Origin of the sequence: Ekhidna sp., from assembly GCF_965228795.1 — a bacterium.
Lineage (GTDB): Bacteria > Bacteroidota > Bacteroidia > Cytophagales > Cyclobacteriaceae > Ekhidna.
In genome coordinates, this window is record NZ_OZ245839.1 from 2,494,874 (window position 1) to 2,519,474 (window position 24,601).

Annotated in this window: 29 protein-coding genes and 1 pseudogene; 15 read left to right on the plus strand and 15 right to left on the minus strand. The window is 39.4% G+C overall.

The annotated features are described in order from the left end of the window. Positions 1-30: 30 nt before the first annotated feature. From ACQK2H_RS11085 to mnmA, 5 genes are read right to left on the minus strand one after another with little or no spacing between them, the layout of a single operon-like run. Complete coding sequence (locus ACQK2H_RS11085; RefSeq protein ID WP_425391509.1) at positions 31-2,397, minus strand: TonB-dependent receptor; 2,367 nt, start codon at positions 2,395-2,397, stop codon at positions 31-33. A 4-nt stretch (positions 2,398-2,401) separates the two neighbouring features. After that, the gene (rpe, locus tag ACQK2H_RS11090; RefSeq protein WP_425391510.1) at positions 2,402-3,055 is read right to left on the minus strand and encodes a ribulose-phosphate 3-epimerase; all 654 of its coding nucleotides are present in this window, start codon (positions 3,053-3,055) and stop codon (positions 2,402-2,404) included. After that, positions 3,055-4,707 carry a S8 family serine peptidase gene (locus tag ACQK2H_RS11095; protein WP_425391511.1) on the minus strand — a complete coding sequence of 551 codons (1,653 nt, stop codon included), beginning with the start codon at positions 4,705-4,707 and terminating at the stop codon, positions 3,055-3,057. The genes rpe and ACQK2H_RS11095 overlap by 1 nt, the downstream gene beginning before the upstream one ends. After that, the gene (locus tag ACQK2H_RS11100; RefSeq protein WP_425391512.1) at positions 4,697-5,383 is read right to left on the minus strand and encodes a hypothetical protein; all 687 of its coding nucleotides are present in this window, start codon (positions 5,381-5,383) and stop codon (positions 4,697-4,699) included. Before ACQK2H_RS11100 ends, ACQK2H_RS11095 begins: the two co-directional genes overlap by 11 nt. 44 nt (positions 5,384-5,427) lie before the next feature. Continuing rightward, a complete protein-coding gene (mnmA, locus tag ACQK2H_RS11105; protein WP_425391513.1) occupies positions 5,428-6,543 on the minus strand; it encodes a tRNA 2-thiouridine(34) synthase MnmA in 1,116 nt (371 codons plus the stop codon). A 247-nt stretch (positions 6,544-6,790) separates the two neighbouring features. Here mnmA and ACQK2H_RS11110 point away from each other — a divergent pair, with 247 nt between their 5' ends. Then, on the plus strand, positions 6,791-6,973 hold the full coding sequence (locus ACQK2H_RS11110) for a hypothetical protein (protein WP_425391514.1): 183 nt from the start codon (positions 6,791-6,793) through the stop codon (positions 6,971-6,973). A 74-nt stretch (positions 6,974-7,047) separates the two neighbouring features. Here the strand turns inward: ACQK2H_RS11110 and ACQK2H_RS11115 are convergent, their stop codons facing one another. From ACQK2H_RS11115 to ACQK2H_RS11135, 5 genes are all read right to left on the minus strand, one after another. After that, positions 7,048-7,686, minus strand: coding sequence for a YceI family protein (locus ACQK2H_RS11115; protein WP_425391515.1), 639 nt, complete (start codon positions 7,684-7,686; stop codon positions 7,048-7,050). Between the two features lie 75 nt (positions 7,687-7,761). After that, complete coding sequence (gene arsM, locus ACQK2H_RS11120; RefSeq protein WP_425391516.1) at positions 7,762-8,733, minus strand: arsenosugar biosynthesis arsenite methyltransferase ArsM; 972 nt, start codon at positions 8,731-8,733, stop codon at positions 7,762-7,764. Between the two features lie 92 nt (positions 8,734-8,825). Then, positions 8,826-8,996 (minus strand): DUF6952 family protein, encoded by a 171-nt coding sequence (locus ACQK2H_RS11125; protein WP_425391517.1) that lies wholly within the window; start codon positions 8,994-8,996, stop codon positions 8,826-8,828. After that, positions 8,974-9,069, minus strand: a complete 96-nt coding sequence (locus tag ACQK2H_RS11130) for a DUF6952 family protein (RefSeq protein ID WP_425391518.1) — start codon at positions 9,067-9,069, stop codon at positions 8,974-8,976. The genes ACQK2H_RS11125 and ACQK2H_RS11130 overlap by 23 nt, the downstream gene beginning before the upstream one ends. Positions 9,070-9,071: 2 nt before the next feature. Continuing rightward, entirely contained in the window at positions 9,072-9,386 is a 315-nt protein-coding gene (locus tag ACQK2H_RS11135) for a thioredoxin family protein (RefSeq protein ID WP_425391519.1), read from the minus strand. Positions 9,387-9,472: 86 nt separating this feature from the next. Here ACQK2H_RS11135 and ACQK2H_RS11140 point away from each other — a divergent pair, with 86 nt between their 5' ends. Next, entirely contained in the window at positions 9,473-10,078 is a 606-nt protein-coding gene (locus tag ACQK2H_RS11140; protein WP_425391520.1) for a hypothetical protein, read from the plus strand. On the opposite strand, the gene ACQK2H_RS11145 is transcribed toward ACQK2H_RS11140, so the two are convergent. After that, positions 10,075-11,850, minus strand: a complete 1,776-nt coding sequence (locus ACQK2H_RS11145) for an ATP-binding protein (protein ID WP_425391521.1) — start codon at positions 11,848-11,850, stop codon at positions 10,075-10,077. The genes ACQK2H_RS11140 and ACQK2H_RS11145 overlap by 4 nt on opposite strands. A 226-nt stretch (positions 11,851-12,076) precedes the next feature. Next, complete coding sequence (locus tag ACQK2H_RS11150) at positions 12,077-12,424, minus strand: HepT-like ribonuclease domain-containing protein (protein ID WP_425391522.1); 348 nt, start codon at positions 12,422-12,424, stop codon at positions 12,077-12,079. A gap of 98 nt (positions 12,425-12,522) precedes the next feature. Between ACQK2H_RS11150 and ACQK2H_RS11155 the strand changes: the two genes are divergently transcribed. Further along, the gene (locus ACQK2H_RS11155) at positions 12,523-13,029 is read left to right on the plus strand and encodes an exonuclease domain-containing protein (protein ID WP_425391523.1); all 507 of its coding nucleotides are present in this window, start codon (positions 12,523-12,525) and stop codon (positions 13,027-13,029) included. Here ACQK2H_RS11155 and ACQK2H_RS11160 read toward each other — a convergent pair whose 3' ends face one another. Further along, positions 13,030-13,971 (minus strand): LysR substrate-binding domain-containing protein, encoded by a 942-nt coding sequence (locus ACQK2H_RS11160; RefSeq protein ID WP_425391524.1) that lies wholly within the window; start codon positions 13,969-13,971, stop codon positions 13,030-13,032. It lies immediately after the preceding gene. Between the two features lie 80 nt (positions 13,972-14,051). Here ACQK2H_RS11160 and ACQK2H_RS11165 point away from each other — a divergent pair, with 80 nt between their 5' ends. The 5 genes from ACQK2H_RS11165 (at position 14,052) to ACQK2H_RS11185 (ending at position 17,917) form a co-directional block, all read left to right on the plus strand. Beyond that, entirely contained in the window at positions 14,052-14,363 is a 312-nt protein-coding gene (locus ACQK2H_RS11165) for a thioredoxin family protein (RefSeq protein WP_425391525.1), read from the plus strand. Then, positions 14,344-14,598, plus strand: a complete 255-nt coding sequence (locus tag ACQK2H_RS11170) for a DUF6952 family protein (protein WP_425391526.1) — start codon at positions 14,344-14,346, stop codon at positions 14,596-14,598. The genes ACQK2H_RS11165 and ACQK2H_RS11170 overlap by 20 nt, the downstream gene beginning before the upstream one ends. 261 nt (positions 14,599-14,859) lie before the next feature. Continuing rightward, a complete protein-coding gene (locus tag ACQK2H_RS11175; RefSeq protein WP_425391527.1) occupies positions 14,860-16,038 on the plus strand; it encodes an acyltransferase family protein in 1,179 nt (392 codons plus the stop codon). Positions 16,039-16,214: 176 nt separating this feature from the next. Then, positions 16,215-17,246 carry a sensor histidine kinase gene (locus ACQK2H_RS11180; protein ID WP_425391528.1) on the plus strand — a complete coding sequence of 344 codons (1,032 nt, stop codon included), beginning with the start codon at positions 16,215-16,217 and terminating at the stop codon, positions 17,244-17,246. Beyond that, the gene (locus tag ACQK2H_RS11185) at positions 17,243-17,917 is read left to right on the plus strand and encodes a LytR/AlgR family response regulator transcription factor (protein ID WP_425391529.1); all 675 of its coding nucleotides are present in this window, start codon (positions 17,243-17,245) and stop codon (positions 17,915-17,917) included. Before ACQK2H_RS11180 ends, ACQK2H_RS11185 begins: the two co-directional genes overlap by 4 nt. On the opposite strand, the gene ACQK2H_RS11190 is transcribed toward ACQK2H_RS11185, so the two are convergent. Next, the gene (locus tag ACQK2H_RS11190) at positions 17,898-18,842 is read right to left on the minus strand and encodes an ABC transporter ATP-binding protein (protein WP_425391530.1); all 945 of its coding nucleotides are present in this window, start codon (positions 18,840-18,842) and stop codon (positions 17,898-17,900) included. The genes ACQK2H_RS11185 and ACQK2H_RS11190 overlap by 20 nt on opposite strands. A 76-nt stretch (positions 18,843-18,918) precedes the next feature. Here ACQK2H_RS11190 and ACQK2H_RS11195 point away from each other — a divergent pair, with 76 nt between their 5' ends. Next, entirely contained in the window at positions 18,919-19,629 is a 711-nt protein-coding gene (locus ACQK2H_RS11195) for a flavodoxin family protein (protein WP_425391531.1), read from the plus strand. A gap of 2 nt (positions 19,630-19,631) precedes the next feature. On the opposite strand, the gene ACQK2H_RS11200 is transcribed toward ACQK2H_RS11195, so the two are convergent. Next, the gene (locus ACQK2H_RS11200) at positions 19,632-20,318 is read right to left on the minus strand and encodes a Crp/Fnr family transcriptional regulator (protein WP_425391532.1); all 687 of its coding nucleotides are present in this window, start codon (positions 20,316-20,318) and stop codon (positions 19,632-19,634) included. A gap of 98 nt (positions 20,319-20,416) precedes the next feature. Here ACQK2H_RS11200 and ACQK2H_RS11205 point away from each other — a divergent pair, with 98 nt between their 5' ends. From ACQK2H_RS11205 to ACQK2H_RS11230, 6 genes and pseudogenes are all read left to right on the plus strand, one after another. Continuing rightward, entirely contained in the window at positions 20,417-20,749 is a 333-nt protein-coding gene (locus ACQK2H_RS11205) for a hypothetical protein (protein ID WP_425391533.1), read from the plus strand. Positions 20,750-20,864: 115 nt separating this feature from the next. Then, positions 20,865-22,577 (plus strand): SulP family inorganic anion transporter, encoded by a 1,713-nt coding sequence (locus ACQK2H_RS11210; protein WP_425391534.1) that lies wholly within the window; start codon positions 20,865-20,867, stop codon positions 22,575-22,577. Between the two features lie 462 nt (positions 22,578-23,039). Next, positions 23,040-23,414 (plus strand): ArsR/SmtB family transcription factor, encoded by a 375-nt coding sequence (locus tag ACQK2H_RS11215; RefSeq protein ID WP_425391535.1) that lies wholly within the window; start codon positions 23,040-23,042, stop codon positions 23,412-23,414. After that, the gene (gene merTP / locus ACQK2H_RS11220) at positions 23,411-24,040 is read left to right on the plus strand and encodes a mercuric transport protein MerTP (protein ID WP_425391536.1); all 630 of its coding nucleotides are present in this window, start codon (positions 23,411-23,413) and stop codon (positions 24,038-24,040) included. Before ACQK2H_RS11215 ends, merTP begins: the two co-directional genes overlap by 4 nt. A 1-nt stretch (position 24,041) precedes the next feature. Further along, on the plus strand, positions 24,042-24,254 hold the full coding sequence (locus tag ACQK2H_RS11225) for a GDCCVxC domain-containing (seleno)protein (RefSeq protein ID WP_425391537.1): 213 nt from the start codon (positions 24,042-24,044) through the stop codon (positions 24,252-24,254). A 60-nt stretch (positions 24,255-24,314) separates the two neighbouring features. Further along, positions 24,315-24,599, plus strand: a pseudogene (locus ACQK2H_RS11230) (glyoxalase superfamily protein); the annotation flags it as partial. Positions 24,600-24,601 lie beyond the last annotated feature (2 nt).

Genomic DNA, 24,601 nt, shown 5'->3' on the forward strand with positions numbered 1-24,601 from the left:
TGGTGAAACAAAGATAGGCGAAACCTTCACCTAAAAGTCTGCTGCAATTTTGAAATTCAAAAACCTTGCCGATAATGAATTGGGTATGGCTAGCTGAGCGCCTGTTACATCCTGAATCCATGAGTATGACAAGGTGTTATCTGCACCCAGAACATTCAGCACTTCCGCTCTTAACCACAAGGTTTTCAGATACTTATGATTAAGTAGTTCAAATGACTTAGAAGCTCCGATATCTACTCGATAGTATTCATCGCCGGAAAAAATATTTCTTGCATTTATTTCATTTGGTGGTCCCAATGGATAGCCGGAACCAAATACTGAATTGACATAGACACGCATGGTAGGGTCATTCGGTAAATGATCTTCAAAGTAAAACGCCAGGTTTATCCGCTGATCAGTTGGTCTCCTGATGAAGCCTTTGTCATCTTCAGCAATATCTTCTTTTGTATTTAGAATACCCAAACTAAACCAGGATTGTGTTCCCGGAATAAACTCTCCATTGATTCTGAAATCAAAACCATAGGCATAAGCATCTGCATTGTTATTGGCGAAATATCTCAAGCGCACATTGTCAATGTCGTACGGTATTACATTGGATAGTGATTTATAATACACTTCCGTTGTAAAAAGAAATGGTCTTTGCCACCAATTAAATATACGCTCCATGGCTCCAATAACGTGTATCGAGCGCTGTGCCTCTACTCCTTCCTGAATGTCTCCCTCTAAATTTCTCAGCTCTCGATAGAAAGGAGGCTGACTGTACTTACCAACTGAAAGCCGAAAAGAGGTTTCATTTTCCCATCGTGGCTTTAGGCGATAGATAAACCTGGGGCTAAACAGTGTTTCGTTGTTGTAGTCCATGTGATTGACCCTTATGCCAAAATTGAACGCATGAAGTGAGTCTCTGGTAAACACTGTCGACTGTGCATAGGCGGTAATTATACCGGTACTTAAATTAAGTTCATTGAAAGTGCTTTCATTAAGGTTTACGAATCCTGCAGAGTCCAGAAACGCGTATTCATTCAGCTCATCATCAATGATGTTTTTGTTGTAGCCAAATCCAGCTTCCAGGATGGACCAGTCGGAAATGAGGTATTCATTGCGCCATTCTGCATTATAGATTTTAGCTTCTAACCTATTTCTTCCATATTCAAAATTTCTACCTACCCCCCTAATGACTACACAATCGTTAAAGCTGTTTGATCCGGGATTATTATCTACATCGCAAATTCGATAGGCTCCTTCTACGTTATAATTTTCTCGTTCGGAAGTATACACTCCTGAAACTATCCACCTGCTCAAAAATCGATCAGACCACCTGTGAGATAGGTTTATTCCACTTTGATAGGTGTCATAATCAAGCTGCTCTCTTCCTTCAAAAGCGGTTTGAATTCGAAGGTTTTGCGACACAGACCCAAATTCAGTCGTTTGTGAGATAGGCAAGGTCAGGTACCGATTCCTCCCATATGCAAGCAGCCAGTTTAACTTCGTTCTACTGTACTGTTTGCTATTTTTTCCTGTCAGATCGAATGTAAAAAATGCTTGTGCATCCGTGTAGGAAGGAAGATATTGACCATCTGTCTCGAGTGTATTCAATAAATACCTGGAGTCTCTGTGTCTGGCTCCAAAGAGGTATTGAACATCTTCGCTGATTCGATCTCCGATGTATGCAGATCCACCCAGTAGGCCAAAGTTTAACTGTCCTTCCAATGATTCCGGTTCTTTATAATCGATATTCAACGAAGAGGATAACTTGTCACCATATTTCGACTCCCATCCTCCGGCATAGAAGTTAATGTCGCCAACCATATCCGGATTAATAAAGCTCAGCCCTTCTTGCCTTCCGGCATTGGCAAGGAAAGGCCTGTAAACCGGGATATCATTGACATATACCAGGTTTTCATCAAAGTTTCCGCCTCTCACATTGTATGCTGACGATAGTTCATTGTTAGCAGCAACCCCCGGTAAGGTCAGTAACACTTTACTAAAGTCTCCGAATGCGGATGGTAAGTTTCTAGCAGATTTAGCATCTATTTTCATAGCAGGGTCTATCGCGTCTCGCTCTCGCTGACCTTCTACCTTAACGTCTTCTAACTGTGTGGCATTAGGACTGAGAGTAACAATGAAGTCAGAAACTCCGGTCGGAATGTCCGTGAGCTCGTACGTTCCGTATTGTACATGAGAGAAAATCAAATCATAGGTGCCTGTAGCTATTTCCAGGCTGAAATAACCATCAATGTTTGAGATGGTTCCCTTAGATCGATCTGATTTGATGATTACATTGACTGCAGGAATCGGTTCACCATTCTCATCCACAATTCGTCCCTGAATAATATCCTGCTGTGCAGCTACCAGAAATGAAGTGAAAAAAGAGAGCAATAAAACCAGTGTTCTCACTGGATCAGGCTTTTTTAAGTTTAGCGATTGTATGAGCCGGGTCATCTGATTTAAAAACGAAGCTACCTGCTACTAACATATCTGCACCTGCATTAAAAAGTTCACCGGCGTTTTGATCATTTACACCTCCATCTATTTCAATAATGATTTCAGGATTAACCTCATCTACCATTTTTTTAAGCTTTCGGGTCTTTTCAAAAGTAGTCTCGATGAACTTCTGTCCACCAAAGCCGGGGTTTACTGACATCAGTAAAACCAAATCTACGTAAGGCAGAATCTCTTCCAGGCAACTAACCGGTCTATGAGGATTAATAACTACTCCAGCTTTGGCACCCAGTCTTCTAATCTCTGATACCGTTCGGTGTAGGTGCCTACAAGCCTCTTCATGCACTGTAATAATCTCTGCGCCTGCTTTCATGCAATCCTCCAAATATGGATCAGCGTGCTCAATCATGAGGTGGAAGTCCATCGGCTTTTTTGCATGTTTGTGAATGGCCTGGCACACCGGAAAACCAAAAGAAATGTTTGGGACGAAAACACCATCCATGATGTCGATGTGGATGTAGTCCGCTTCTGAGTTATTGAGCATTTCCACCTCCTGCTGCACATTAGCAAAGTCAGCAGCAAGAAAAGAAGGGGCGATTAGTTTTTTGGACATTAGAAATTGATGAGTTTGACAATCTTCTGACTATTTCCTGTTTGCAAGAATAAGAAATAAACTCCTTGTTGACTACTGTCGATCTTCAATTCCATGTTTTCCTTAATTTCTTTTTTCTTGAATTCCTGATTAAAAATCAGGCTTCCTTTTGGGTCAAGGATTTTTATTGTCATTCCGGTATTGAACTTTCCATCCGTTAAGAGATAGAGTGTATCACCAATAAATGGATTGGGGTAAATCGTCACTTTATCCTCCAGGATATCGGTAATGTTTAGTGCTTTTACATCTTTAGCATACATGTAGTTAGGTACTCCCCACCCCAACAAATTATCAGGATTACTGTCCAGATGTCCGGAATTTTTGATTGCGGCAATCACTTCATTGGCTGTCCTTTCTGGATTCATTTGCCAGATGCATGCTGCAAACCCTGCAATCAGCGGTGAGGCAAAACTGGTTCCACCGCCTCTTTCAATTGAACCATTTCCACTCATTACTGCAGTTCCATCCCCAAAAGCAGCTATATCAGGTTTTATACGACCATCCGCAGTGGGGCCTACTGAACTAAACGCAGACCGTTCGAAGTTTGGATCTACACTACCCACGGCCAGAATTCTATCAGCATCTGCCGGATGGTTGATCAGGTTACCAGGTGGGTTTCGTCTACCACTATTGCCGGCACTTGTAACTACAACCATTCCCTTTTTTGCTGCTGTTTCTGCTGCAATAGATACGATGGCTGTTTTTCCATCCAGATCTTCTTTGGAATAATCATGTTCGGTGATATCGAATGTATTATATCCTAATGATGCATTAATCACATCGGCTCCCAGGCTATCAGCAAATTCAGCTCCCAGTAACCAATTGTATTCTTCCACCCGATCTTCACTTCCACCTTCTTCAGTAACACAAAGGATGTATTCTGCTTCAGGGGCAATGCCAATAAGGTCTCCGTCAGTTGATGTGTAGTTGGCTGCTATTATTGAAAAAACGGAAGTACCATGATCACCAAACTGGAAAACATCACCTGAATTTTCAACAAAATCCTTAGTGGCGATGATTCGATTATTTTCCCATACATGATGAAATGGCGTAAACCGATTTACTCCTGTAAAACCATTATCCAATACAGCAATAAGCATCCCTTGTCCTTTGATATCATCCTCATGCATTGTATCTGCCCCAAGCATAATCAATTGAATGTCTGAGTCTCCACTTTGACTAGTTGGTGGATCAAATGAATCAGGATAGTCCGGGATGCTCTTTTCAGCACTCAATCGAGTGGTATCCGCAATCCAAGCAATGCTATCGACAAAAGACAACTGAGAAACGTCATCAAGCAATGAAGTATCTGCATTGACTAAAGCTCCATTCATCCATCTAGAGGTAAAATAGACATCAATTCCTGCGTCTCTTAGACCTTGTACATATTCCGGAGAAACCGGAAGGTCATCTTCTTTAATACTTATTTCCTGCTTTTCACGTCTTTCTATGGCGCGCTGCGTTAGAAATTCTTCCGGATTTGAAATGGAATAAGGATAATTTTCACCTGCTTTATCTGTGAAATAAATAAAATACCGGTTGATCTGGCTCTGTGCAACTCCTAAATGAGCTATAGTGATGAAGGCTATCAGCCATATTAATTTATTCTTCATTTCCTATTTCAATTAAGGTCTGTTTCAGTGAACGGCCAGCAATAACCTCACCTAAGTCCGTACCGCAATCGCTGAATGTACATTTCTTCTGAGTTAAATAGTCTTTTTCTACGAGCCCTACTCCCCTTGCATAAATCTCACTTTTCAAGTTTATCCCGGTCACGTTCTCCTCAATATCTTCAATAACAACCCTAATTTGATCTTGAGCAGCCAAGGAATCAATGGCCGAAAATTCCAATGACTGGTAGTAATAAGTTGTTGCTGACCTACTATTTAAACTATTTCCATCCCATTTCCTCCCTGCATTTACAGGAAAGGTTAATTTGATAAAAGGAATGTTGTTTTCAGTGATTGCCAGGTAGTTATTCGTACGTGCAACTGTCCAGACAGAGTCGCTCTCCCAGGGTTGAGTTTCATTCGTGCGGATATCTCGTCTCAATAAATAGGTGATTTGATCTGTAGACTGTATCGAATCAAAAATGGTTTCTTTTAGCTGAAATGCTGTGGTATCAAAACCACTAATCAAGTACTTTATCTCCTCAACATTATATACCCGATACTGGCCTATTTCTATCGGGTAGTAATCGTAACCAAGTGCAGATGGACCTATTTCTTTGGTTTCGTTGCAGGAGGACAGAAGCAATACAAAAGGAAGTAAAAAAACGCCCCCCTTCATCCCCCTAAAGGGGGGAATTAATCTTAAAAGTAACCTTGAATTTTTCAATTTTCTCTATTCTGATGAAAGCTTGAAGTAATCCAACCGCCACCAATCACATCATCATCTTCATAGAAAACGGCAGCCTGACCAGGTGCAATTGCACTTACTCCATTGCCAAAATACACTTTCATTGTATCTCCGACCTGCTCAATAACGGCCGGATTACCTTTATCATTGTATCGTACTTTGGTGACAGTATCTTTTCGCTCGCCTTCAATGCTCGCATATTTCTGCATGTTGAGCTGCTTCACGTACATGCCATCACGACTTAACTCGTCGAAAGTACCGAGCACAACTCGATTTGTATCTTTCTGTATTTCAGTGACATAAACCGGATAGCCTAAAGCAATACCTAAACCTTTTCTTTGACCCACAGTGTAAAACGGATACCCTTCATGTTTACCCACAACTTCCCCTGATTCCAGTACGAATTCACCACCTGCAACTTCTTTTTCCAGCTCCGGTACTCTTCGTTTCAAGAATCCCCTGTAATCATTATCTGGTACAAAACAGATCTCATATGATTCTGACTTAGATACCAACTCATAAAACTCCCTTTCACGAGCCATATCATATATCTCAGATTTCTTAAGGTGTCCAAGCGGATACTTGGTTCTACTTAAGCTTTCCTGGGAAATACCCCACAAGGCATATGATTGATCCTTATACCCATCTACTCCCCGGGATACGACAAAGCGATTGTTTTCCTCTCGTATGTTGGCGTAATGTCCGGTTGCGATGTACTCACAATCCAGCTTATCTGCTCTTCTGAGCAGCGCATCCCATTTTATGTGCGTATTGCACATTACACAAGGGTTTGGCGTCCTTCCTGCCACATATTCATCCGTGAAGTAATCGATGACAGCATCACCAAATTCTTCTCTGATGTCAACAATAAAGTGAGGAAAACCTAAGCTTACAGCGATATTTCGCGCATCATTGATGGAGTCTAAGCTACAGCAACCTGTTTCTTTGTTGCTCCCTCCTGAAGATTGATAGTCCCATGTTTTCATGGTCATCCCTATCACTTCATAGCCTTCTTCGTGTAGCATCACTGCCGCCAGTGAGCTATCAATGCCGCCGCTCATGGCGACTAAAATTCGTCCTTTTTTACTCATTATTTCGTACTTCTGCCGGGTTCACAGCCACGGTTTATACATATGCTGCAAAGGTAGAATTAAAACTTTACAAAACCTTTCTTAAAATACAGTTAGATGTATCGAGATATATTGCTCTCAATCGCTATACGTGTTTTTGGTATTAGTCTAATCAAAATACGTATTTAAGCAAAATGAGTGATTACCTCTGGATGGATACTTGTAACCCAAATAAGTTTGATTCATAATTTTTAAAACACACGCAATTATGAAACCATCAATTAACAACAGTCAAAGGGAATCAAAAGCAATACTTTTTGCGATGAACAACAAACGAATCTTATCTTCAAAAAAAGATCCCAATGTGTGGGATGCATATGCTGCTTTCCAGCAGGAAGTTGAGGATGAAATAGACTTTGAATTGTTCGATGACAATTTCTATGATATTTAAGCTAAATGAATAATAATGCAATAAAAAAAGGCCAGCTCGTTAGAGCTGGCCTTCCTTAATATGTTGGCATATGGTTATTTACCCGCTACATTCAACGTCAATTCAATGTCATCAGAAAGCACATAATCTTCTACATAATGCTCCCACTTAACATCGTAATTCTGTCGATCAAAAATCAACTTTCCTTCAGCTTTCAGGCCATTATCTGTTGCCTCAAAGGAAGTTAATTCTACTATTTCTTCATTCGTATTACCTCTTATTGTAAGGTCTCCTACCAAAGAATTGCCTTCATGTCTTTTAATCACAAAGCTTGCTGTCGGATATTCCTCTACTAAAAAGAAATCACCAGTGCTCAAATGATCTACTAAGTCTTGAGGTGTTTTTCCGCTTGCTTCATAAGATGCTGTGTCTAGTGGTTGTATAGTTGTCATATCGATAACTACTTCTCCTCCGGTAACTTTTCCGTCTGTCACAGTCACAGTACCTGATTGCATGTCGATGACGCCATTGTGTCCGTAAACGCCGGCTACCTCCCCTTTCCAGGCAATAGTAGACTCGTCATTGCTAAGCTGATATGTCCCTGATACCTTAGTTGAAGTGGTTTCAGAAGCTTCTTCTGTTGCCGTCGAAGAATCGCTGTTGCTTCCCCCTCCACAAGCTGTGAAAATCACTGCTAACACAGTCAGGATGCTTAATAATTTTACTTGTTTCATTTTCATAATATACTTTCTGGTTTAAGTTAAATTGTATGTATATACATTAAATAACCAGAAGCAATTAGAAATTGTTCAGCAACATCCACCTCCATCATAAAAAAAGGTGCTATTGCTCACATAAATATCTTTATTCTCAAGAGAAGCCAGGTTGCCAGCAGTCTTATCACAAACGGATAATGGCTGATTGTACATTAAAACATGACCCGCATGGTCATCAAAATATTCCTTATCTCCAGTGTAAATAGCTGTTTTACCAGTAAAAACGCAAGGTCCGTCCGCAGGCATAGGATCTTTAATTGCACATACTTCCACACTTTCAATGTGAATAGGTTTTGCTGTGTCGTAATGCTTAGTATCAAGAATTCTATAGGGCCTCTTAGCTCTTATTTCGACTGTGCCAAATCCGATCTCTGTAATCATGTCGATGTACCTTTGCAAAGGAAGTGCACCACTCAGGCATAGCCCACGAAGCTCCGGGTCATTCTTGAGATTCTCAGGCATCTCATCCTCACTGATTGGATCGGAAAGTACTAATCTGCCATGAGTTTTTAACACCCTATACATTTCATGAAGTGCTTTTTTTAGATCTTCTTCATGAAAAATATTGAATAAACAGTTTTGAGCCGCCACATCGATAGATGCGTCTTCTACTGGTAAGTTTAATGCGTCACCTTTTCTGAGACTTACAAAATCTGATTGAAACCAGTCATTGCTTTGCTCCGCTTCTTTGAAGTTACGCTCGCATGCCTCCAGCATTTCATCCACCACATCCACTCCTACTACACCTTCTTTCTGTCTGCTGAAATAGGAAAATTGCAGTAATTCCATACCGCCACCAACTCCAACATAAAGGATCTTTGGATTATTGATCAAATCACGGGGATGAACGGTACTACCGCATCCATAATTCATTTGTTGCATGATCTTGGGGATATCCAGTCCCGGAAATGCCCAAATTGGAGTAGTGGTACAGCATAGCCCCACATCCGGAGTTTCAGCTGCACGCTTGTAAATATCTTTCGTAGTATCTAAGTATGCTTCCATATTTGTTTTGGTCAAGTGAATTTAACGTGCATTACATACGAAGCACACTGGATATCGGACTTATTAATACAAATGTCGTAGATGAACCAATTCTATGAAATAGAATTTCTAACACGGCCAGTATATTCTCGAAGTGCCGTTTTAAAGTCTACGTTATTATCATTCATAGACTCAATGATTTGAATAGCTGCATATGCGTGCGTAAGCTGCTCTCCTTCATCTTCCCCGGGTATTTCAATGTCATGGTTGTACTTCTTCAGCAATAGCAGCCTCAGCCTTCTCTAATTCATCTTTTGAATACTTTTCAATCAATTGCTTGATGACAGGGATTTTCATAATTATAATTCATTTATCAATTCTATCACGGCTTCTTCTTTACTAGTCGCTTGCCCGGATAAAAATTCTCCATTTTTGAAAGTGGCAAAGAAAGGTAAATTAGTTACTCCTGCAAGCTTTCTAGCGTCAGGACTTTTTTCGGCATTCACATCCAAAAAGGTGATATTTTCAAATCGATCGTCCTCAGAAAGTCTTCGAAATTTTGGTGCAAACAATCGACAACTACCGCACCAGTCAGCAAAGTATTTAACTACTACTTTATCATTGTTGGAAATTGCTTCTTTGAAGTCTTCGTCTGTCTTTAATTCTACTGCCATTTTGAATGTTTTTTGTGCAAAACAGCAAATTAATTCAAAATGTTTCGATCTGTTACGTTTATTTGCGAACGAAATTTCAAAGATTCATGGCACTTAAAACTTTTGTAAAAATCAGTAATATTAGCAACCTTTCAGACGCACGTTATTGTGCCGGAATGATGGTTGATGTTTTAGGATTTAATATTGATCCAAGTTCAGATTCACAGGTTAGCGATTCAGATTTTGCTGAGATCACCGAATGGGTAGCAGGCGTAAAATTTGCGGGTGAATTTTATGGTGCCGGGCTTGATCAGATCAAAGAGAGTGTCAAAAACTATCCGGTTGATTACATTGAAATTGGCGATTTAGATTTAGTTGAAAAAGTTGGATTATTAGGAAAGCCTTTAATCTTCAGATTAGAAATCAACAATTCCTCACAGTTAGCGCAATTTAAATCGGACCTCTCCTACCTGGATGAGCTTGTAAAAATGGTAATTGTCATTTCAAATAATGAAAAGCTCTTCGATGAAATTGATAGTCAGATTGGCTATTACAATGGAAACTTAAAGTTGCTCAAGGGCTATGGGATATCTGAAGATAAAAAGCTGGGTAATTTCCCTGGATTGGCACTAGAAGCAAGCGAAGAAGAGCGTCCAGGATTCAAAGACTATGGACAAATTATGGATGTCCTGGAATTAATCGAGGAAGATTAGATTCCTTTCTTAAGGTAAACATGGAAAGATGTTCCCTTTCCCAATTCTGTTTCATAACTAACCTGACCTCCCATTAATTCTGTAAAAAGCTTGACAATTGATAGGCCTAACCCGATGGACATTTCGCCCTTTGTAGGCCTGGCACTCAGCTGCTGATACTTTTTGAATAACTTTTTCTCATCTTCTTTAGTGAGACCCGGTCCTTCATCTTTTACACTAATTCGAACCATTTCACCTACTGGCTGGCATGTGATCTCAACTTTAGCATTCTCACCACTATATTTAATCGCATTTGAAACCAGATTATCAATTACTTGAGCGGTGTAGATTTTATCTGCCTCTACTATTAAATCTTTCTGAAGGTTAGCTATTATTTGAATGGACTTTTTGTTGGCTTTAGTCTCGTTTTCTTTAATAATCTGTTGGAGCGTTTCATGAATATCAATATGCTCTATTTTAAGATTATGCCGACCTGTTTCAATTGCATCAACATCCAATATTTTATCAATCATTGAGCTCATCTTTTGAGAGGAATCCATTATAAAACCCAAAAGCTTTTGACCTTGCTCACTTAATTTTTCATTTGACTCAACTATTTGAGAACCATTCAAAATATTGGAGAGTGGGGAGCGTAAATCATGAGCCAGCACTTTAATCAGGTTATTCTTTTCTTCATTTAGAGACCTTAGCTGCTCATTGGCCTCTTCCACTAATCGCTGCTGTTCCAGCAAACGATCGTTATTTTGAGACTTAATGCGATATAGTGCATACAATAGCACTAATACCACCAATACTACTATCAAAATGGAAATAAGAATGATTGTCAATCTTACCGAATCCTGGTCTTTTTTAGCAGCCTCTAATAATCGTTCATATTGCGCCTCCTTTTCTCTGTTGGAAATAACTATTTCTTCAAGAGGTCCCATTTCGGCCGATTTGGATATACGATCAATGATTTCTGTCGCATTAGCACCCAGATATTTCTGTATTATCCTCTTTCTATCTTCCTCAAATTGCTGACTCTCAAAATAATCTTTTACAGGTTTATTCCAATCACTGCCTTTTGGGTAAATAATCGAGAGACCTTCCAGTTTTATTGGTAAAAAAAACTGCCGCTTTATATTGGTGTTTTTATCTACTGCAACTAAAAAATTCGCAATGTCAACGTATCCAAAGCTATTTTCAAGCTCGCTGACGCGCTTGATAATATCCCCACTATTCTTGACATACTTTATGGAAAAGTTAACCCCCAGATTAGCCTTAAGCTTAATTAAAGATTCAACCAATGTCGTATTCGTAATGGAGACCGCTGTGTTTCCATCTAAGACCTCTTTTAATTCATCAAGGCTTAGCGCTACATTTAAATTTGAATTTGAAATTAAAACCGCTACATCTGCCATGTAAGGAGCGGTGAAGTTTAGGTACTCACTTCTTTGTTCGGTGATAGAAATGGATGAAGCACCAAAAGTTCCGCCTTTTCCGTTTTTGACTTTATCTATTACTTCTTCGAAACTATCAGTTTCAATCCAGCGGAGCTCTATTGAAACATTGTGACTAGCCTCTAAAAAACGTATAAATGAAATAGCAAGATCATGCTCAATACCATCGATAATATCTCTCGAATTTTCAATGATGACATTGTTAGGGTACCAATAAAATTCGACTATCCCCTGCTTATCAGAAAGAATATTTTTCCATGTATCACCATTTGCCAACACTTCAGACGTGCTGGTTAGCACCAACAGAAAAGCCAATTGTAGATATCTAAACATCAAAAAGTGTTTGATATACGATCAAAAATAGGCCTGTGGATTAAAAGCAATCATAAAAAATGAAGTGATTTTTAAAATAAACTACGAACCAATTGATTAGTTAGATAAATAATCTTCGTTTGTAGATTTTAAATATCACGTTTATTGAAATCGTCCATTCGAGACTAGTGATCCTGGATACGTGTAGCATGGAACGTTACGTTACGGTGTAAGCAAAAGATATATTCTATCTAACATATACATCCGAATGTTCCATCTCTTCGCCTATAGTAACCAGATCACCTTTAATTAGTGCCCATGTATTGCGGTGATCAATTTCAGCTTCCATATTGTATCTGGCGTTTCTGAGAGAAGACAATACACTTATATCGAAATTTGAAGTTAGAGATTCATTGGTCTGATTTTCTATTTCATATGCAGCCTGACCAATTTCCTGTAATTGTGCGTAAACCGTTTCTTTAGCAGGTTCATTTTGTTCGAAATCCTGATAAGACATTTGTTCGGTTAGCTTTCTTACGGCAGTAATATTGTCCAAAATCCGGTTTAATTGTATCTGTATGTTGTCTTTTTCCATTCTATATCAATTTTATATCTACAAAATCAACAGAATAGGCTTCCAATGGTTTGAATAAATCCCAATCTCTTAATTTCATCAATTAATTTAGTTTGCTAATGGCACTTGAATCTTTCTCTGCTTTGGACTTTGAAACAGCGACCTGGAATCCGGCAAGTGTATGCCAGGTCGGGATCGTGCGAATGGAGAACGGGGAGATTGTAGAGAAGATAAATCGACTGATTCAACCTCCAAAAAATGAATACTTCTATAAAAACATAGAGGTTCATGGTATAAAGCCGGAGGACACTGCAGACGCACCACTGTTTGAAGAAGTGTGGTTTGACTTTAAGCATTTAATTGAAGATCAAGTGGTCGTGGCTCATAATGCCAATTTTGACATCAACTGCCTAAGAAACAGCCTTGCGTATTATGATATCGTTCAGCCGGACTTTGAGGTGCGATGTACGCGAGTCATATACAGGCGAGGACTTGCCTATCTGAGTAAAAAGTACAAGATCCAACTCAATCATCATGATGCTTACAGCGATGCTCATGCATGCGCTCAGCTTTATTTGATGCATTTGAGGCGTCAGGCCTTACCAAAGACGGGCTCTTTGTTTTAATCACCAATCCACAGTGATCCCTGGATCTACCACCTCTCTCCCACTTCTATCTTTCATTCGAGCTGGTATGCTTTCTTTGATCGTGTTTATTAAAGCATCGAAAAGATGTTCTTTTCCACTAAGTTTTCTACTGACAAATCCAATTTCCCTGATTTTATCGTCTAAGACAGCCAGGTGCTTTTCCTGGTCGGATTCCAGGCTGAGAGTTGTCAATTCCGGAAGAATGGTAGCTCCTCCGTAATGATCCACCATGCGAATCAATGAGTCAATGCTGCTGCACAGATACTTCAGCCTGGTTGTAGATTTAATGTTTTTGTATGAACAAATGTCATTTACCTGATCTCTAAAGCAGTTACCTTCCTCCAGCAACCACAAGTTTTCTATTTCAATATTGGAAATGCTGAAGCTTTCTGATGACTCAAATAATTCATCATTCTTATACAGAAAGAATGACTCATAAAATAGCAGATTCACAGCAATTCCTTGTCGTTCTATGGGTGTGGAAATGATTCCGCCATCAAGTTCACCTAGTCTGATTTGTTGGAGGATTTGCTCCGTCAGCTGCTCATGCACCTCAATGGTTATTGCCGGGTATTTATTGGTGAAGTCATCGATAAATAATGGAATGAGGAATGGAGATAGCGTTGGAATCACACCTAATTTGAGCACTCCTTCAAATTCATTCCCAAGGCTGATGGCGTAGGCCTTCAACTGCTTGCTGGCTGAAACGATCTCACCGGCACGCAAAAGAAATTTAAGTCCTTGTTCAGTAGGCTCTATTTTCGATTTAGAACGATCAAAAAGGGATATCCCGATTTCGTTTTCCAGGTTTTTAATTTGAAGACTAAGCGCCGGCTGGGTCATTCCCAGTGATTTGGCAGCATGAGTGAAAGACCCCAGTCGCTCCAATGTAAGCGCGTATTCAAGTTGCTGTAGATTCATAAGTAAATTTAATGACCTTATTTAAGTCATAAATATATCATATCACAACTTCGCGTCAAATTCAAATAAACGATAACGAAATGATAGATTTAACAGAAGATAACTTAGCAAATGTTATCGAAGAAAACGATCAGGTGATTGTGCAATACGGAGCGGCCTGGTGCGGAAATTGCCGATTGGTAAAACCTAAATTCAGAAGATTGGCAGGTGAAAATGAAGAAGTGAAATTCATCTATGTAGATGCTGAAAAACTACCAAACTCCCGTGCATTGGCAGAAGTAAAAAACCTTCCAACTTTTGCCGGATTTAAAGGTGGACAGCTGGTTGCAAGCAATGCCGGAAATAAAGAGGACAACATAAAAGAAATACTACATGCGATTACCAATAATTAAACACACCCTGGATTTCATAGAGCAGAATGATGAGGATTATGTGGTAGAGGCTGTTGAACTGCTGGAACACATGGCTGAAGCCAAGGGTATTAAAGATGAGGAGCTGGACGTCATTGGTGAGTTGCTTTCTAACTTCTATGGCTCTCTTGAAGTGGCAAAAGCCATCAAGGATGGTAAACCTAAGAAAGAAGCCATGAATGAATTTATGGAGCGTGTAATGGGATCGATCAACTGATTGATCCCTTTTTTTGTGCTTCCCTCCCGTAATCTTCTCAATAAGATTAATGCAATAATTTATGTGGAGAAGACCCTGAAACAAGTTCAGGGTGACGATTCATTGAATATGTGGTCATGCTGAATTTATTTCAGCATCTACAAGATTTTTTTGAGAAAAAGGAATTTCATGTCAGTCATCAACAGAAAGCTGTCAGTCGTCAACAAAATTTCGTCACCTATTTAGATAATCTCACTTTCGGTTCCATAAAACTCAAACATTATGGAACGACGACACGACATTGACTGGCTCAGGGTAATCGCAATTATCCTGGTACTCTACTTTCATACGGCCATGATCTTCACTGCTGAGTGGGACTGGCACATCAAAAACGATGAACTCAGCTATCTCTGGCTGGAGTTCAACTTCTGGCTGAGTAGATTCCGAATGCCCCTCCTGTTCTTCATTTCCGGATACGGCACCTATTTAGCTCTAAGGAAACGATCGCCCTGGCGGTATTTGAAAGAGAGAAGCAACAGACTCATGGTGCCTTTGATCTTTGCGATGATCGTAATTGTGCCACCTCAGGTATACTTTGAACGGTTATTCAATGGAGCAGAGATAAGCTTCGCTGCTTTTTGGCCCACCATATTTGAAATGATACCCTATCCTGAAGGTAATCTATCCTGGCACCACATGTGGTTTGTATTGTATTTGTTCATTTACTCAGCCATTTTGCTGCCTTTATTTCTATGGTTAAGAAAAGACAAGGTTAAAAACTACTTCAATCAACTTATTGAGAAGCATTCATGGCTTTCATACGTGCTGCTTATTGTACCAACGGTGCTTATTTATGTGACCTTCACTGTCTATACCAACCGCACCAATGCATTGATTGGAGACTGGGGCTGGATGACGTATTGGGGTAGTTTTTTTCTGGCCGGATATTTTGCCGGCATCATTCCTGCCATGTGGAAGCGCATTGAATCAGACACTCGGAACCTGGTGGGATTGGCTCTTCTTAGTACGATCATTCTGAATTACTTTCGATGGAATAGAATTGAGTTGGAAGGTATTAGTGAAACACTTTACCTGATACTATTAGCTTTTTCCGGCTGGCTGTGGTTATTGTCGATGCTTTCACTTGGTAAAAAGTATTTGAATAAGCCTCACCCGATTTTGGCATATGCAAACCGTGCGATATATCCATTTTATATTCTGCACCAGACCATCATTATCATCATTGGATACTACATCGTAACGTTAGTAGATGAAGGAATTTTGGCAAAGTATCTATTCGTAAGCACAGCTAGTTTCATTCTATCCGTTGCAGGATATGAATATTTCGTTCGCCCTTTCCGAGTTATGCGTTTCCTTTTTGGAGTGAAAGAGCTTCCGAAAAAGGAGAAACAAAAAGACTTTACTAAATTGGAAGAGCGAGCAGAATTTAAAGCTGCCTGATTATGACCTAAAAAGAACAAAAACCTGTCATATTGAATGCAATGAAATATCTATGTTCAATGTAAGACGGTCTACTAACCAAAGGATTTGTTATCTGATTATAAAGATTCCTCCTAGCGTCGAAAAGACAGGTTTTAGTTTATTTAATTCAAGAAATCAATTTCATTATATCATAAATGAAAAAAGTGTGGCCTAAGATATTTCCTGCCCTTTACGGATTCATTATTTATGGCACCTTGCGCGTGGTGAATGATACCATGGGCAAGGGCTTTAAGTTCTGGGAACGACCACTTTATATCAACGTAATCGAATTTATCACGGTAGTCATCGTTGGCTACATCTTCACCTATATCATCAGGGTACAGGAGCGAAAGTACTTTAACGATGATGCCAGTGAGTTGACTTTAAAAAGAGCTGGTAAAGAATTATTGAGTGTTGTTTGCATTGCTCTGCTTGTGGTTTATTGTACAATTATTCCAATGGCTGCAGTAACTGATGATGGATTATCACTTAGTGATTTAGTTCAAATCACCATCATTCCTACGCTCTACATCGTGCTGTATTTCGCGATCCGAAGGGGTAATTTTTACATCCAGGCTTTTGTTCAAAGTAAACTCAAGCTTCAGCAAATTGAGAATGATCGACTAAATTCAGAATTAAACTTCCTTAAAGAACAATTCAGTCCGCACTTTCTTTTTAATGGCTTGAATAACATCTACTTCCAGATGGATCAAAGTGTACCTGAGGCTAAAAAAAGTGTAGAGAAACTCTCGGAATTACTTCGTTACAGCTTGTATCAGGATCAACAGAAACTGGTGGACATTTCAAAAGAAATCGAGTTTATCCAGCTCTATGCTGAAGTACACAAAGTCCGCAAAGATGATAATTTGGAGTTGAGAGTAGATTTGAAAGATATACCAGGTAAAATCTATCCCCACCTATTGATTCCGTTAGTAGAAAACGCCTTTAAATATGTAGAAGGGAAAAAACCGTTCATTGAAATGAAACTAAGAGAAGAAAGTGGGTATGCTGTATTTACTGTTTTTAATTCAAAAAGAGCAATGAAAACGGATGATCTCACTCGATCAGGAATTGGGTTGAATAATCTTCGAAGAAGACTTGACTTGCTCTATCAACAAAATTATGACTTAGAGATTCTCGATGGAGATCATACTTTTGAAGTGGTTCTTAAACTACCTGTCCAATGACCATTAAATGCTGCATCGTAGATGATGAGCCGCTCGCCCGAGCCGGAATCGAAGGGTACGTGGAGCAGATACCCTATCTCACTCATCTGGGTTCTTTTAGCTCTGCATTGGACCTACTTAATGAATTGGAAGAGCTAAAACCCGATCTATTATTTCTGGATATTCAAATGCCACATCTGACGGGTCTAGATTTTGTAAAGAGTCTCAACAATCCACCTAAAGTAATTTTTACCACTGCCTATGATCAGTATGCGTTGGAAGGCTTTGAATTGGATGTGGTGGATTACCTCATGAAACCTATCTCCTTTGATCGCTTTTTAAAAGCAGCAGAAAAAACAAAAACACTTTTTCAGGGCAGTCAGGATTCCTTTTTTGTAAAGACAGACAAGCGCATGGAAAAAGTCCGCTATCAGGACATTTTATTCCTGGAATCCATGCAGAATTATGTGATCCTGCAACTCAAAGAAACCAGACTAATTACTCACACTACACTTAAATCCGTCGTGGACAGCCTGCCATCGTCATTTGTACAGATTCATAAACAGTATGTGATCAATAAGAATCATGTGAGTGCGTTAGAAGGCAATCAGGTAATTATTAGTGACAATAAACTTCCTGTAAGTAGAACTTACCGCGATCAGGCACTTAACGCTATTTTGAATAGTCGGTAAGTTTTAGACTTACGCCCACCTTATCTCCTTTTTGATAGGTGCCTGGAGCAGACCGTGCCTGGATGGTTTCATGCGCTGTTTTCACTTCAATTAACTCATGGTTTCCGTGAAAATAAACTGCCTTCACCTCTCCTGTCTTGCCGTGATTATTGAGTGTGAGTTGCTCTGGTCTTACGATCAAATCCTGCTTTAATGATGACCATTTACTTCCATCCAGCTTTTGATAGTCACCAAAAAGGCCTGCTGTATATTCATTGACCGGCTGATAGTACACTTCCTTAGGTGTGCCGATTTGCACGATCTCTCCATCTTTAAGGATGAGTATTTCATCTGCCCAGGGTAAAAGATCTGAAGGGTCATGCGAAACCATAAGGATGGTTACATCAGTTTCCTTACTGATGTCCCTAATCACCTCCTTGATGATTCGCTTGTGATGAGGGTCCAGGTTGGAATACGGCTCATCCAATAAGAGTACAACGGGTTCTTTTAGGATCACTTTAGCCAATGCTACTCTTTGTCGCTCCCCTCCTGATAAAGCACGTGTGTCCTTATCCAGAAGTTGTTTTACTCGACAAAGACTGGCGATCTGATCGAACCTTTCTTCCTCGATCGCATTGGACTGTAGGAACTCGATGACCTTAATGAATTTGGGTAATTCGAATGATTGAGACAAATAGGCCATCTCAGGGTGTCCGGGGATTAATCGGTCAAGTTTCGGATACACAGAGGTACCATCCATATGTACCTTACCCTTATCGGGTTTTTCCAGCCCTCCAATTATACGCAATAAAGTAGACTTGCCCGATCCGGTTTCACCAGCTATCCCAATTTTTGTGCCTTTGGCTAATTCTAATGACGAGCAGCTGAACGCTGGTCTATCCGCAGCATAGCTCTTCTCTATATTTTGTAATTTTAGAAAGGACATGATCTCATTATAACATTCGGTCGACGGATCTGTTCTGTTTATGAAATGCAAAGATCGTTTTAAATAAATCATTCCTATGAGTAAACCTGATTTCTCTTCCCTTTCCGCTCTTTACATCAACTGTACGCTTAAGAAATCTCCCAGAGAGAGTCACACGCAAGGTTTGATGCAACTATCCATGGATATCATGGAGAAGGAAAATGTAAAAGTGGAATACATGCGGTTCGTGGATCATGATGTGCCTTATGGTGTGTATCCGGACATGACTGAACATGGATATGACTCGGATGAATTTCCAGGAATTTTTGATAAGGTGATGAAAGCTGACATTTTGGTGATTGGTACACCTATTTGGTTGGGAGAAAAGTCCTCTGTAGCTACAAAGCTGATCGAGCGACTTTATGGAATGAGCGGCAAGCAAAACGATAAAGGCCAATACATCTATTATGGCAAAGTGGGCGGGTGTGTGATTACCGGAAATGAAGATGGGATTAAACACTGTGCAATGAGCATTTTATATGCGTTACAGCACTTAGGCTATTCCATACCACCGCAAGCTGATTGCGGATGGATCGGTGAAGCTGGTCCGGGTCCAAGTTACATGGACAAAGAAGCCAAAGCATATGAAAATGCCTTTACGAATCGGAATACCACCTTCATGACTTATAACCTGCTTCATCTGGCTAAGATGCTTAAGGAGAGTGATGGGTACCCTGTCTATGGCAATTCTCGAAAAGACTGGGATGATGGCACGCGATGGAATTTTGAGAATCCGGAGTATAGATAAGATTAATGATAGATTGAGCTGGCTATCTTAAATAGTTTATCGTATTCATTGATTCGTATGATCTTGTTATCAACCTCAATCAAATTTTCTTCTTTAAATTCTTTAAGTAGTCTTCCCAGGCTTTCTCTTGCAGTTCCAATAATGTTTGCTAAATCCTCGCGCGGAAGCATTATATCCCCATCTTGCTCAACATATTTTTCACTCAAAATCAGTAGGTAAAGTGCTAATCGTTCCCTCAATGGTTTTTGCGCAAGTATGGTGATTGTATTGACTAATACTCCAAATTCATGACTCATATTTTGAATGAGCAGCTGGTTCAAGTGAGATATTTTCTTAGTGATACTTTTAAAGTTTGATGTACTGATGAAAAGGATTTTGCAATCCTCCAGGGCTTCACAAGAATCTTCATAATGTTCATTGCAAAGGAGTGCATGATAACCTAACAGATCGCCCGACTTATAGACATAGAAAATCTGGTCTTTTCCATCTACGCCTGTTTTATAAATTTTAGCCCTACCACTTTCAATTAAAAAAACCCCGGTTGGAATACCTCCTTCGTAAAATATCAACTTACCTTTTTTAAACATCAAAGTATCGCCATGAGCAATGAAAAGCTCCTGCTCTCTCTTTGATAGTGATGAGAGGATTCTATCACTCTCAAAATCAAACTTCTTGATATCTACTTTCATTCAGTTGGTGATATGCGTAGTGTAAAGTGTAACATTTATCACATTTTGACAATTCTAATGTCCTATTTTTAAAATCAAAAAAATTCTTCTTTTGCTTCGTGATTCGTAACAAATCAATAATGCTCTTTACTTCATTGCTTCTACTAGGAGCTATGACGCTTATTGATACAAGACATTTTTGTTTTGAAAAAGAAGAGGTCATTGAAAGTCGTGAAGTAGAACGAGAAGAACTCAAAGAGGGAGTTGAAAAAAGCGATTGGTTTCAATTTTCACCAAGTAACAATTACTTCATCTCAAATGAGGTTTCTTACCAGTTACGACATTTTACAAGCTTTGAATATCAAGGGATTACCGGACATTATTCTCTAATTAGAAGAAGTGATGTTGCATTATTCCTAAAGCATTGTTGTCTCAAAATTCATCTAGGATAATCTTATTCTTTTTTCTGAGTCTAACCGGACTCACTTAGCCTGTTTACGCAGGCAAATTCCCAATTTATTAATTCAGGTTGAGCAGTGCATATGACTCAACTCAAACAAGAATAAGATGATAAAGCAACGTCTAAACGAATCTATAAAATATATAAAAAGAGATGCGCTTGCAGGAACTGTAGCAGGTGTTATGGCTGTCCCACTGACCGTCGGTATTTGTTTAATGTCAGAATACCCGATCATGACAGGTCTTTATACAGTCATTTTAGCGGGTGTAATTAGTTTCATAACGTATTTGTTTAAGCCGGGCAATTACACAGGAATGCCTGGCGTAGCTGCCGGATTAGCGCCTGCCCTGGCTTTAGGAGTTCACACTTTTGGAATGGAAAACATGCCATTTGTAATCCTACTCACTGCTTTGTTTCAGGCAGTGGTATGGAAATATCGACTGGAACGATACATTTTAAGAATAGTGCCCCACTACCTGGTTGAGGGCTTGTTAGCTGGGGTTGGTTTGAAGATCGCACTTAAGTTTGTACCGTTTCTCTATGACATTGAGCACGAGTCTGAGACATGGCTCAATTTTGAAAGAGAAGTGATTATCCTGCTTAGTTTGGTGTCTTTTGTGTCTTTCGTACTTCTATATAAGTACTATAAAAAAAAGATGCCTGCTTTGCCCTACATTGTTATCATGGCTACAAGCTTTGTTTTAAGCTTTTTCATGCCATTACCTATGATCTCCATTGACTCTGTCCCTTTTAAGCTTGCTTTACCATTGCCGCATTTTACAGGTTTGAATGAGCAAGAAACATTTTTCCTCATCTTAAAAATGATTGGGTATGCGATGATGCTTGGAACGATCGATGTGATTGAACAGGTCATGAGTAACGTGGCAATTGAGAAAATGGATCCATTAAATAGAAAAGCAGATTCCAATAATAGTTTGCTTGCAATCTGGATTGCCAATATGGGTGCTACATTTTTTGGAGGAATGACCAACCTGGACGGTTTGGCAAAGAGTACCACTAATACCGTAGCGGGTGCGGTAACCAAACTATCCAATGTATTTACATCCCTGGTTATTCTTATGGTTGTGTTGTTTCCTATCATTCTTGAACACACCCCGGAATATTCATTAGGAATCATTATGGTTTATTCCGGCTGGAAAATGATAGCCAACATCGCTCATGTACGATCAGAAGGCAGATATGCATTGATCATGGCAGGTATTTGTGGCTTTCTGGTTTTTGAATTGGGAATCTTCGAGGGACTACTGCTGCTACTACTTGCCCATGCCCTTATCCAATATATTTTCATGAGAAGAATAGGGAAATCCACAAAAGAAGTCATAGATCTTTTCAAAGACACCTTCAAGCCTGACTCTGATAAAACCAAAGTTGAAAGAGAAGATATGATTGCTGAACCTAGTGTACCCACGCTAGATAGATGGGTGAAAGCCATTAATAGCCATGATTTAAATGCATTAATGCAGGTTTACCGCGATGATGCTATTATGATACCGGCGTTTTCTACGAGAATAAGAAGGAGCAAAGATCAAATAAGAGACCTATATCGAGACCTCTTTGAAAAACATGAATTAATGGTAGCTCCTTACCAGGTAATATCACAAAAAGTTGATGGATTTAAGGTAGATAGTGGGCAATATAAGATCAAATGGAAATCCGCAGGGTTTGAAGAAACCAATGACCTCAGGTTTTCATTCGTAATCAAAGACGGTCAGATTGTTAGTCATCATTCAAGCATTGAACCTGGTGAGGATATTTCTATCTCACATCCGGAAGCATACGATGAATCCTATATTGAATAACCTAGAGCATCTAATAAACAAATACTCAATCGAATTTAGAACTTTAGAATCAACAAAATGAAAGCAATGCTCGCTTTAAAAAAGAAAAGGTGTATGGTTATTTAGACCATAACACCCTTCCAATTACCAATTTAATAATTGGTAAAACGCCAAACCTTCATTTTCTTTTTTGATTTCAATGCTTTGCTAAAAAAGGAAACAAACAACAATACGATAACCATAATAAATCCAATTTCGATATATACATTTATTGTTAGTATGCCGGCGAATCTGATTCACTCATATTTTGAGCTAATAGTGACGGACATATTGATATAGCTAGAAAAAGAACCATTGGTAAACGATTACAATTCTTCATTCACTTAATTTTTTATCTAATAATTCTCAACATTTTAGCATTCTCTTAAATACTGAACATTTCCTTATATCTTTACGTTTTAGTAATTGCTAAAACAATAAAAGATGAGCAAGACATGTATAAGAATATTGGCGGATCCCGTCCAAATTAAGGAATGCAAGGAATCCCTGAACCAGCTTGATGAACAGTTGGAGCTAGCAACACAGATATTCAACCTTTCCGGGAATGCTGCAAGACTGAAAATTCTTTTTCTACTGCACAACGAAGGCAAAATGTGTCCTTGTGACCTAAGTGATATCCTGGATATATCCGTAGGGGGTGTTTCTCAGCATTTAAGAAAACTGAAGGATGGAGGGCTTGTCAAAGACAAGAAAGTAGGACAAACCGTCTTCTACTCTCTGGTAGAAACCAATATCCAGATTATCAAACCAGTGTTGGATGGCTTGCTACAGCAAAATCAAAAAGAAATAACCTCATGAGTACGACAAATCTTTCTTCAAAAAGTGCCAGTGCCGGGCTATTTGCAGCAATTGTAGCATCACTATGCTGCATCACACCTGTGTTTTCTTTGTTGGCTGGTATTGGTGGTATAGCTACAACTTTCTCGTGGATGGAACCATTCAGGCCATATCTAATAGTATTGACTATTGGTATTTTAAGCTTTGCTTGGTATCAGAAACTTAGACCCAAAACCGCAGAGGAAATAGCTTGCGAATGTGATGACGATGTAAAACCCTCTTTCTGGCATTCAAAAAGATTCTTAGGAATCATTACCGTCTTTGCAGGATTGATGCTTGCATTCCCTAGCTACGCTCATATTTTCTATTCCAATGGAGGTGGCCAGACACCTGCTACTTTTATTGTACAAGACACAACTAAAACAAATAGGATGGTTCTGGATGTAAAGGGAATGACCTGTGCAGGTTGCGAAGCTTCAATCGAACATGAGGTTGGAATGCTTCAGGGTGTGAAGTCTGTGGATGCCATCTATGCGGAAGGTTCAGCCATCATAGAGTATTTACCATCAAAGCTCGAAGAAAAAACAATCATAGAAGTGATCAATAAAACGGGATATACAGTAATTGAGAAGCCAAAAGATGAATAAGATGGAGAAAGAAGCAGTTTTACAATCCACCATCACCTGTCCAAATTGTGGACATCAGAAGGAAGAAACCATGCCTACAGATGCATGCCAGTACTTCTATGAATGTGAAAATTGCCACCAGATGTTGAAGCCCAAATCTGGTGATTGCTGTGTGTATTGTAGTTATGGGACTAAGAAGTGTCCACCGATACAAAATGGAACCTGTAATTGCTGATTATGGATGAAGGTCAAAAACCGGTTTACAAGGCGCGCATGATAGGACGAGTTTTTAGATTCAGCCTTGGGATATTCTTTTCGCTTCCACGATGACGCACCGATCTATTTACAAGTTTCAAATGGTAATATGATACTACACTTGACAGAGCATCATGGCGATTGTTCTCCAGGAGCGAAGGTCTTCATAAATTGCAGTGGCTTAAAGGAATTCCATAAAGGCATAAAAAAGAAGAACTACAAATACAACAATCCTGGCATCAGCAAAGCACCATGGAAAGATCTCTGCATGGAGGTTACTGACCCCTTTCATAATAAATTGGTGTTTAACGAAAAAAGATTATAAGA

What these genes read in the sequence shown, in the direction of transcription:
- rpe (WP_425391510.1), bottom strand. Translation starts at nt 3,055, where the DNA reads ATGTCCAAAAAACTAATCGCCCCTTCTTTTCTTGCTGCTGACTTTGCT.
- ACQK2H_RS11095 (WP_425391511.1), bottom strand. Translation starts at nt 4,707, where the DNA reads ATGAAGAATAAATTAATATGGCTGATAGCCTTCATCACTATAGCTCAT.
- ACQK2H_RS11100 (WP_425391512.1), bottom strand. Translation starts at nt 5,383, where the DNA reads ATGAAGGGGGGCGTTTTTTTACTTCCTTTTGTATTGCTTCTGTCCTCC.
- mnmA (WP_425391513.1), bottom strand. Translation starts at nt 6,543, where the DNA reads ATGAGTAAAAAAGGACGAATTTTAGTCGCCATGAGCGGCGGCATTGAT.
- ACQK2H_RS11110 (WP_425391514.1), top strand. Translation starts at nt 6,791, where the DNA reads ATGAAACCATCAATTAACAACAGTCAAAGGGAATCAAAAGCAATACTT.
- ACQK2H_RS11115 (WP_425391515.1), bottom strand. Translation starts at nt 7,686, where the DNA reads ATGAAACAAGTAAAATTATTAAGCATCCTGACTGTGTTAGCAGTGATT.
- arsM (WP_425391516.1), bottom strand. Translation starts at nt 8,733, where the DNA reads ATGGAAGCATACTTAGATACTACGAAAGATATTTACAAGCGTGCAGCT.
- ACQK2H_RS11130 (WP_425391518.1), bottom strand. Translation starts at nt 9,069, where the DNA reads ATGAAAATCCCTGTCATCAAGCAATTGATTGAAAAGTATTCAAAAGAT.
- ACQK2H_RS11135 (WP_425391519.1), bottom strand. Translation starts at nt 9,386, where the DNA reads ATGGCAGTAGAATTAAAGACAGACGAAGACTTCAAAGAAGCAATTTCC.
- ACQK2H_RS11140 (WP_425391520.1), top strand. Translation starts at nt 9,473, where the DNA reads ATGGCACTTAAAACTTTTGTAAAAATCAGTAATATTAGCAACCTTTCA.
- ACQK2H_RS11145 (WP_425391521.1), bottom strand. Translation starts at nt 11,850, where the DNA reads ATGTTTAGATATCTACAATTGGCTTTTCTGTTGGTGCTAACCAGCACG.
- ACQK2H_RS11150 (WP_425391522.1), bottom strand. Translation starts at nt 12,424, where the DNA reads ATGGAAAAAGACAACATACAGATACAATTAAACCGGATTTTGGACAAT.
- ACQK2H_RS11155 (WP_425391523.1), top strand. Translation starts at nt 12,523, where the DNA reads ATGGCACTTGAATCTTTCTCTGCTTTGGACTTTGAAACAGCGACCTGG.
- ACQK2H_RS11160 (WP_425391524.1), bottom strand. Translation starts at nt 13,971, where the DNA reads ATGAATCTACAGCAACTTGAATACGCGCTTACATTGGAGCGACTGGGG.
- ACQK2H_RS11165 (WP_425391525.1), top strand. Translation starts at nt 14,052, where the DNA reads ATGATAGATTTAACAGAAGATAACTTAGCAAATGTTATCGAAGAAAAC.
- ACQK2H_RS11170 (WP_425391526.1), top strand. Translation starts at nt 14,344, where the DNA reads ATGCGATTACCAATAATTAAACACACCCTGGATTTCATAGAGCAGAAT.
- ACQK2H_RS11175 (WP_425391527.1), top strand. Translation starts at nt 14,860, where the DNA reads ATGGAACGACGACACGACATTGACTGGCTCAGGGTAATCGCAATTATC.
- ACQK2H_RS11180 (WP_425391528.1), top strand. Translation starts at nt 16,215, where the DNA reads ATGAAAAAAGTGTGGCCTAAGATATTTCCTGCCCTTTACGGATTCATT.
- ACQK2H_RS11185 (WP_425391529.1), top strand. Translation starts at nt 17,243, where the DNA reads ATGACCATTAAATGCTGCATCGTAGATGATGAGCCGCTCGCCCGAGCC.
- ACQK2H_RS11190 (WP_425391530.1), bottom strand. Translation starts at nt 18,842, where the DNA reads ATGTCCTTTCTAAAATTACAAAATATAGAGAAGAGCTATGCTGCGGAT.
- ACQK2H_RS11195 (WP_425391531.1), top strand. Translation starts at nt 18,919, where the DNA reads ATGAGTAAACCTGATTTCTCTTCCCTTTCCGCTCTTTACATCAACTGT.
- ACQK2H_RS11200 (WP_425391532.1), bottom strand. Translation starts at nt 20,318, where the DNA reads ATGAAAGTAGATATCAAGAAGTTTGATTTTGAGAGTGATAGAATCCTC.
- ACQK2H_RS11210 (WP_425391534.1), top strand. Translation starts at nt 20,865, where the DNA reads ATGATAAAGCAACGTCTAAACGAATCTATAAAATATATAAAAAGAGAT.
- ACQK2H_RS11215 (WP_425391535.1), top strand. Translation starts at nt 23,040, where the DNA reads ATGAGCAAGACATGTATAAGAATATTGGCGGATCCCGTCCAAATTAAG.
- merTP (WP_425391536.1), top strand. Translation starts at nt 23,411, where the DNA reads ATGAGTACGACAAATCTTTCTTCAAAAAGTGCCAGTGCCGGGCTATTT.
- ACQK2H_RS11225 (WP_425391537.1), top strand. Translation starts at nt 24,042, where the DNA reads ATGGAGAAAGAAGCAGTTTTACAATCCACCATCACCTGTCCAAATTGT.